Raw genomic sequence first — 6128 nt, 5'->3', positions numbered from 1 at the left:
CCGGTGGTGTGGTGGGGCGGCAGCCGGCCGGGCCGGCGCGGCCAGGACCGCGCGGCGTAGCGGAGCGCACGCCAGCCGCGTCGGCGAGCTGGCGGCGGTCGCGGGGTTGCGGCTACTGCGCCTCCGGCGGGGGCGCTCCGGCTCCAGGATGGCCGGGGCACCGCCGGCGTGTCACGGTCCGTGGGTGGTTGCGGTAGGCCATCCCGCCTGCCATCGACCCGGGCAAGCCGAGCAGACCACCGCCCGACCCGCCAGCGCCCGAACGTGCGTCAAGGTCCGCTTGACGTGGCGGGCCGGGTGGCGGACCGCTCCCCAAGAGGGCGGGTCGACGGCAGACGGGATGACTAGCTAGTACGTAGTGGGTTGCACCCATGGCATGGGTTGTGCGACTACGTTGCCTATCGCTTTCTGTGGTCACCTGCTATACGTTACGAGCATGGCGGGCACGCTCACGTACATATTGCAGGTTGCGCACACCTTCCAGCGCAAGTTTGACCCGGAAAGCCTTCAAGCGGCACTCGCCGATTGTCACCTATACGTCATTTCGAGGCGCCCGTCCGTAAGGATCGACAGAACCTCGCCGCGAATTCATCTTGACCGGCTCTCTGTGGACTTCATGACTCGCGAGGACATGAAGGGCGAGCCAGAGAGGATTCCTGTCGCCATAGATCTGCACGAGCTGGATACAATCAGCGACTTTCGGACCTACGCCCACGGGTCATATTTCTCCATGGCGATGGGCGGCGGCCTTGTTCACGGGGATGCCTGGTCGTTAGCCAGCATGATGAGTGGTGCTGACGAAAAGATGGCTCGCCAAGAAGTCTTGTATGTTGGCCAAGCGTTCGGTGACGACGGAAGCACTAACGTGGTTCAACGAACGCGGCGTCATGAGAAATTGCAGAGGGTGTACGAAACGCATGCGGGTGGTGACTGGGATATCTTCGTATCGGCCTTGCGCATTACGGAGATATTGCGCGAAGCCGATGATCATATAAATGATGATGAACCCGGATCGATTGGGATGGAGGGATTCTATGGAGTATTCCAAGATGCCAGGAAGCCGCGCATTCTAAAAGCATCTGTCGATTTGGTTGAACATGGGCTAATTGCTTACTTTAATCCTCCCTATAACGAAAAGCTGGTCGAGTGGCGAGCGGGGCAGCCGACAAGCGACATGAAGAAGTTGCGGAACGCTGGATTTCGCCTGTTACGTCTACATTTGTCGAGCCACGGGAGTTTGGCCCGCTTTTATTCACGCGAAGTCCCTTCACCAACTCGTTCGCACCTGGTCGTACACGACCTGCCACCGACTCCCGACGACAGCGTGGTTCGGGGGATCAGTGCGCCCTGCGTCGGAGACTGGCGCTCCCATCACTTCCTTAGCGAAGAGCGTGACGCACTTCTAACTGGATCTGAAGCCGCCGATCTCGTCATGAACGTCTTCGGTCCGGAAGCACCCCAAATCCGTGTGCCGGAGGAGGTGGAGGGTCCGATCGAGCACTTGAACGCCAAGACCTCTGCAGCCTTCAAGAGGTGGGCCGATGAAGCACCTGAGCCTCTCAAGTATGAGGGGCCCGAATTTGTGCATGAGACGGGGTCGGTTCCAGTCGGAATTGACGACCAGGATAATAAGATATATTGGCAGCTTCACAAGCCGGGATTGGGGCTTGTTCATGGATTGATTGTGGGGCCCCGCGGAACCGGAAAGACGAATTTCCTAAATGTATTGCGGCTAGGTGCTCTCAAGTCCGGAAAGTTAGCACTATTTTCGGCGGATCCCAGCGGAAGAAATACCCCTAAAGACGTTGCGTCAATGGCGGGGTGTGCGGTGGCGGAAGGGATCCCTGAAATAATCGTCATGCTTCGCTCGATGGAGAAGGAGTTGGACAGGCGCATGGCAATGGGGGGCAATGCAGACCCGACGGCGGAGAAGCCTGGACTAATCGTAACTCTAGAGGACGCACACCTTGTCTTGTCGGTGTCTGAACAAGCTGTCCAGCATGCCGAGAAGATTGCAAGGTGGGGGCCAGAGAACGGAGTGAGCCTCATTTTTACTCTACCCGACGTGAACGTGCAGCGGTTCGGAGGAAGCTTTGCCCTGCGTCAAGAGCTAGCCCTGCGCGGAAGAGTAATGCTTTACGGAGAGCCGGGGTCCATAAACATGCTGGACGAATTCGGAGAAGATCTTAGAGATAAACTAATTAACCTCTAGCAGGTAGTTCTTCCACCACGCGGCACATTCGAACCGATGCGGCTTCCAGCGTCAAGAGTCTGTGGATCGGGTGGCGGTGGCGATGTCGCCTAGGTTCAGACGCCGCCTGCACCCTGGGCGGAGGAATGGGCGCTGTACGAGGGTTCTCGTTGGCACGTGTCTGGTCTGGGTGACCAACTGGGTGACGACGGATGCGACCGAGGGCGGATTTCCATGGACAGTGGTGGACCGATCGGGCAGCTCAGTGCCGCTGTTTCGCAGCCCATCACCCAGCGATCGTTCCTTCGGGACGAACGCCGTGCTGCACCTGGCATTCTTGCCCGCCTGCCGAGACAATTGCTTGGTGACGATGGAGGAGCACCCGCCGCTATTGCCCGACTGGAAGCGCGCGCCGTGTCTCGGCTGTGGCAAGGTGGTCAAGCGACACAGAGGTTCGTGGGCCGAGGTAGTCGGTACGCCCTCGGGGAGCTGGTTGCTTGCTGCGCCCATGGCGGCTGGTCGCGGCCTCTCGACGGACCCAGATGCGATCCCGTCAAGCAGCATTTTCATGCTCGGTGCGGTCCATCATCCTTGCGTCGACTCGGCGTTCCTGCGGATCCGAGCTGGAGCGGTGAGGTTCGCCGCACAGCTGGTTGAGGCCCAAACCGATGCTATCCAGGCTGAGGACGTCACACCCTTCTATCTCCCCTCCGGTCCCTCAGACTGCCTGTTCTGTGAGCGGATGACCGGCGCCCAGCTAACGGAGGAGCACGTCTGGCCGGAGTGGCTTCAGAAGGGGCTCGTTGCTAGAGGTGCCACGTTCCCGGGGAACGGCCGTGGCCGGGAGACCTCACCGATGGGTCCGAAGGCCCGGGCTTGTCTCGACTGCAACACCAGATGGATGAGTGTCTTGGAGATCGATGCCAAGCCGCTGATTGTCGACATGTGGGACCACCGCAGGAAACTGGCGCCCCACCACCAGGAGATCCTGGCCACCTGGGCGATGAAGATGGCTGTCCTCGTCGACAGTTCCGCGCCACAGCCTCTGATCCTCCGTGGTCTTGCGCATGACCTTCGGGTGACTCGACGACCGCCTGCGGGCACGTGGGTCTGGGCCAGTGGTTTTGTTGGTCCGACGAACTACCTATCAGCCTGGACCAAGCCGCTCCGACTGAAGCCCCGCGGTGGGGACATCCCAGCCGAGCCGAACGCCGTCTGCATCACGTTCACTGCATTTCGCGTCGTCTTCCAGGTGGTTATTACTCTCTACCACGGGGTGTACGACGTGACGGCAAACGAGGACGTCGGGCACCTGCTCATGCCTCTGTGGCCTCTTGATGGAACGTCCCGGCTGTGGCCTCCGGGCGTATTCGACGCCGAATCAGTCGGCGACCTTGCCGAGCGGTTCCATGACGCGGCCGTCGCAGGTTCGCCAGCCGCGGCCGACCCGTCGTTGGGCGACTAAACCATGACCAGTGTGCGGAGCCGGTCCCTGCAGGTCACGTGAAGGCTGGTTTCGGTGTCCTGCCTTGACCTGGCCCACCAGGTCCTTGTCGGCCGTGATCTTCGTCCTTCCAAACTGACGATCGAGCGACCGGCCGTCACGACAGCCGAGGGATCCGCTGGTTCGGCAGATGCAGGGGTGTAGCAGCGCCTGTAGCAACGATGACGGACGACGGCGCACGATCACGTGCTCCCGGCGGGCCGGAGGGGACGGGCCGGCTGAGGGTGGACGCGGTCGGACGGCTGCCCAGAACTTACAAGCGAGGGGTCACAGCCGAGGTTGACCCCTACGTGACCCCAAGCCGCCGCTAAGGAGAGCACTACGTGCCAAGCCGGCAGTGAACGGCTGCCGACGCAGGGGAGGCTGGCCACGGCTCGGCGGGTGTCCACTTAATCCGCTGGTCTGGAGACCTGAGGCGCGGTGGAAGACGTATGGGCCTCTGCGGACGCTTTGACGTGTCGAAGAGCCTTACACATGAGAGGTCACCCCGATTACCTGGTATGGGCCAAGATCGGGCAGGCCGGAGCGGGCTTCGCGGCGGGTGCGATCGGAAGCAGCGGCGGGCGACGATCGACGGACCGCGCGTCAATGACGCACGCTCGGCGCTCGGTGACCCTTAAGACAGGGGCATATTCTATGGTTCTCGTGTCCTCGCGGAGCATGATGTGCCAATTGTCTTTCGTGGTTAGTGTATACCCAACGAACCTCTTGCCGTCATTCAGTACAATCTCCTCACTTGGGAGCCACAGCCGATATGCGGCTCCGAAGGTAAACTGCTTCGCGTTTTGAGGAAGTGAAAACAGTTCGGTGCCGAAAATTGCGGCAACGGCGCATAAGGCGGCGACGGCGATTCCTGTGATAACTATGCGAAAGGAATGGGTGACTACTGCGTCACCCATTTTACCCTCCCGCGCATTCCTAATTTCATGTCGCCCGCCTCGCGGGTCCCAAAGGGCGATCGCTAAAGCTACTATGGCCACCCCGAGCGGGACCGGGTACGTGGACAGCAGCTCACGGCCTTCGGCCGCAACCATGAGGTCCCAGGCGTTCTTGACATCGTTCCAGCCGGCCTTTCCTCCTGCTGGGAGGCTAACGCTTGCCGGTGTTACCAAGGTGGCGGCGGCCGCGACCAGAGCTGCCATGACGAATCGGCGCCACACGAGCAAAGCAATTGCCAGCCACGGCAGCGTTACCGGAATGAGGGGGAGTAGGGTGCCCAGAAGTGTGCCGACTACCCCACCGGCATTAGCAATTGCCATGGCGGTAGTAACGTCATAGTTCGAGACAATTAGGAGTCGAACAGCGGACGCGATCAAGATGGCCGCCGGTGAAAGCATCAAGGCTTTCGCGGACCTAGATAACCTTCTTCGCTGACTTACCTCGGCCACTTCCCTCTCGCAGTGCTTCCGTTCTACCGCCTGGGAGAACCGACGCTACAGTGTGGACGCAACAGTTGCGACTGCAAGAAATCTGACTCCAGCTGGCACTCTTCCCGCCGGTCTTTCAGGCGAAGATGCCCAACGGACAGCGACGGCTGACGCCAGCAGGGCCAGGCGGTGCCACGCCAAGAGGCGGGACTAGCGGGCGGCGCAGAGGTAGGTGACAAGCGGCCAGCGTGACTCCTATGCGACCCCGACGAGCCGCAAGACGCGCAAATGGGGCAGTCCGCCTGACATCCGCAGCTGACATCAACGCAGCCGAACGCCGGCGAACACCAGCGGACGGATCAGGGGGATGCTCGCGGACGTCGCGAACGCCGGCGGACGCCGTGACCACCGCCGGGTGCGCCTTACAAGCGAGGGGTCGAGACACGGCGGCAGCTGCCGCATACTGCCGGATGACCTACGACCTTGCCGTCTGGGAGGGCAGCCAGCCGGCGGACGATGCAGTCTGCGGCGACTGGCAAACATAGGGGCCTGCCGTATGGACGGCTCGCGATGGCAGCCAGGCTGGCGGTGTCAGGGTGAGTGTCTAACTGAGTGACTACGGGTGCGAACACGGCCGCACAACCACGGACGTCAGCGCACCGCTCGCGCAGGTCAGAAGCTCAGCAACGCCAGCTCAACGGAGCGGAATCGTTGCCTGGGGGTCAAGGGGTCATCGGCCCGAATCCGGCCGTCCCGACAGCGGCCGAGTTAGCCAGGACTGGGGGTGCATCGGGTGTAGGGAACGTTGCCTAGATCGGGGAAACCGCCCAGGTCAGAGATGGCGGTGTCACCTGCCTGTGTGTAGGTGAGGGTGAAGAGGACCGGCATTGGCGCTGGGCAGGGCATGAGCACGTCGAACGTGATCGTCAACCAGGTGATGGCGCCGGGTGGGAGTGGGTGCGGGGTCCTGGCGTCCATGTACGACAACTGGCCGCAGCTTCCCCATGCGCTCGTCGTTGCTCTCAGCCCGTTCAACGGAAGGACCGGTTCGATCCGGTCAAGCGTC

The 6128-nt window shown here is 61.6% G+C and carries 3 protein-coding genes; 2 read left to right on the top strand and 1 reads right to left on the bottom strand.

Translation table 11 applies throughout. The annotated features are described in order from the left end of the window. Positions 1-436 precede the first annotated feature (436 nt). Both ACWD6N_RS37040 and ACWD6N_RS37035 read left to right on the top strand, forming a co-directional pair. Positions 437-2212 carry an FtsK/SpoIIIE domain-containing protein gene (locus tag ACWD6N_RS37040; protein ID WP_450006649.1) on the top strand — a complete coding sequence of 592 codons (1776 nt, stop codon included), beginning with the start codon at positions 437-439 and terminating at the stop codon, positions 2210-2212. Positions 2213-2555: 343 nt separating this feature from the next. Then, complete coding sequence (locus ACWD6N_RS37035) at positions 2556-3656, top strand: hypothetical protein (protein WP_450006648.1); 1101 nt, start codon at positions 2556-2558, stop codon at positions 3654-3656. 530 nt (positions 3657-4186) lie between these two features. On the opposite strand, the gene ACWD6N_RS37030 is transcribed toward ACWD6N_RS37035, so the two are convergent. Then, entirely contained in the window at positions 4187-4837 is a 651-nt protein-coding gene (locus tag ACWD6N_RS37030; protein ID WP_450006646.1) for a hypothetical protein, read from the bottom strand. Positions 4838-6128 lie beyond the last annotated feature (1291 nt).

This window comes from Micromonospora sp. NPDC005163, from assembly GCF_053599835.1.
Note: the sequence above shows the minus strand (reverse complement) of the source record. Positions and strands in the feature narration are given on the sequence as shown.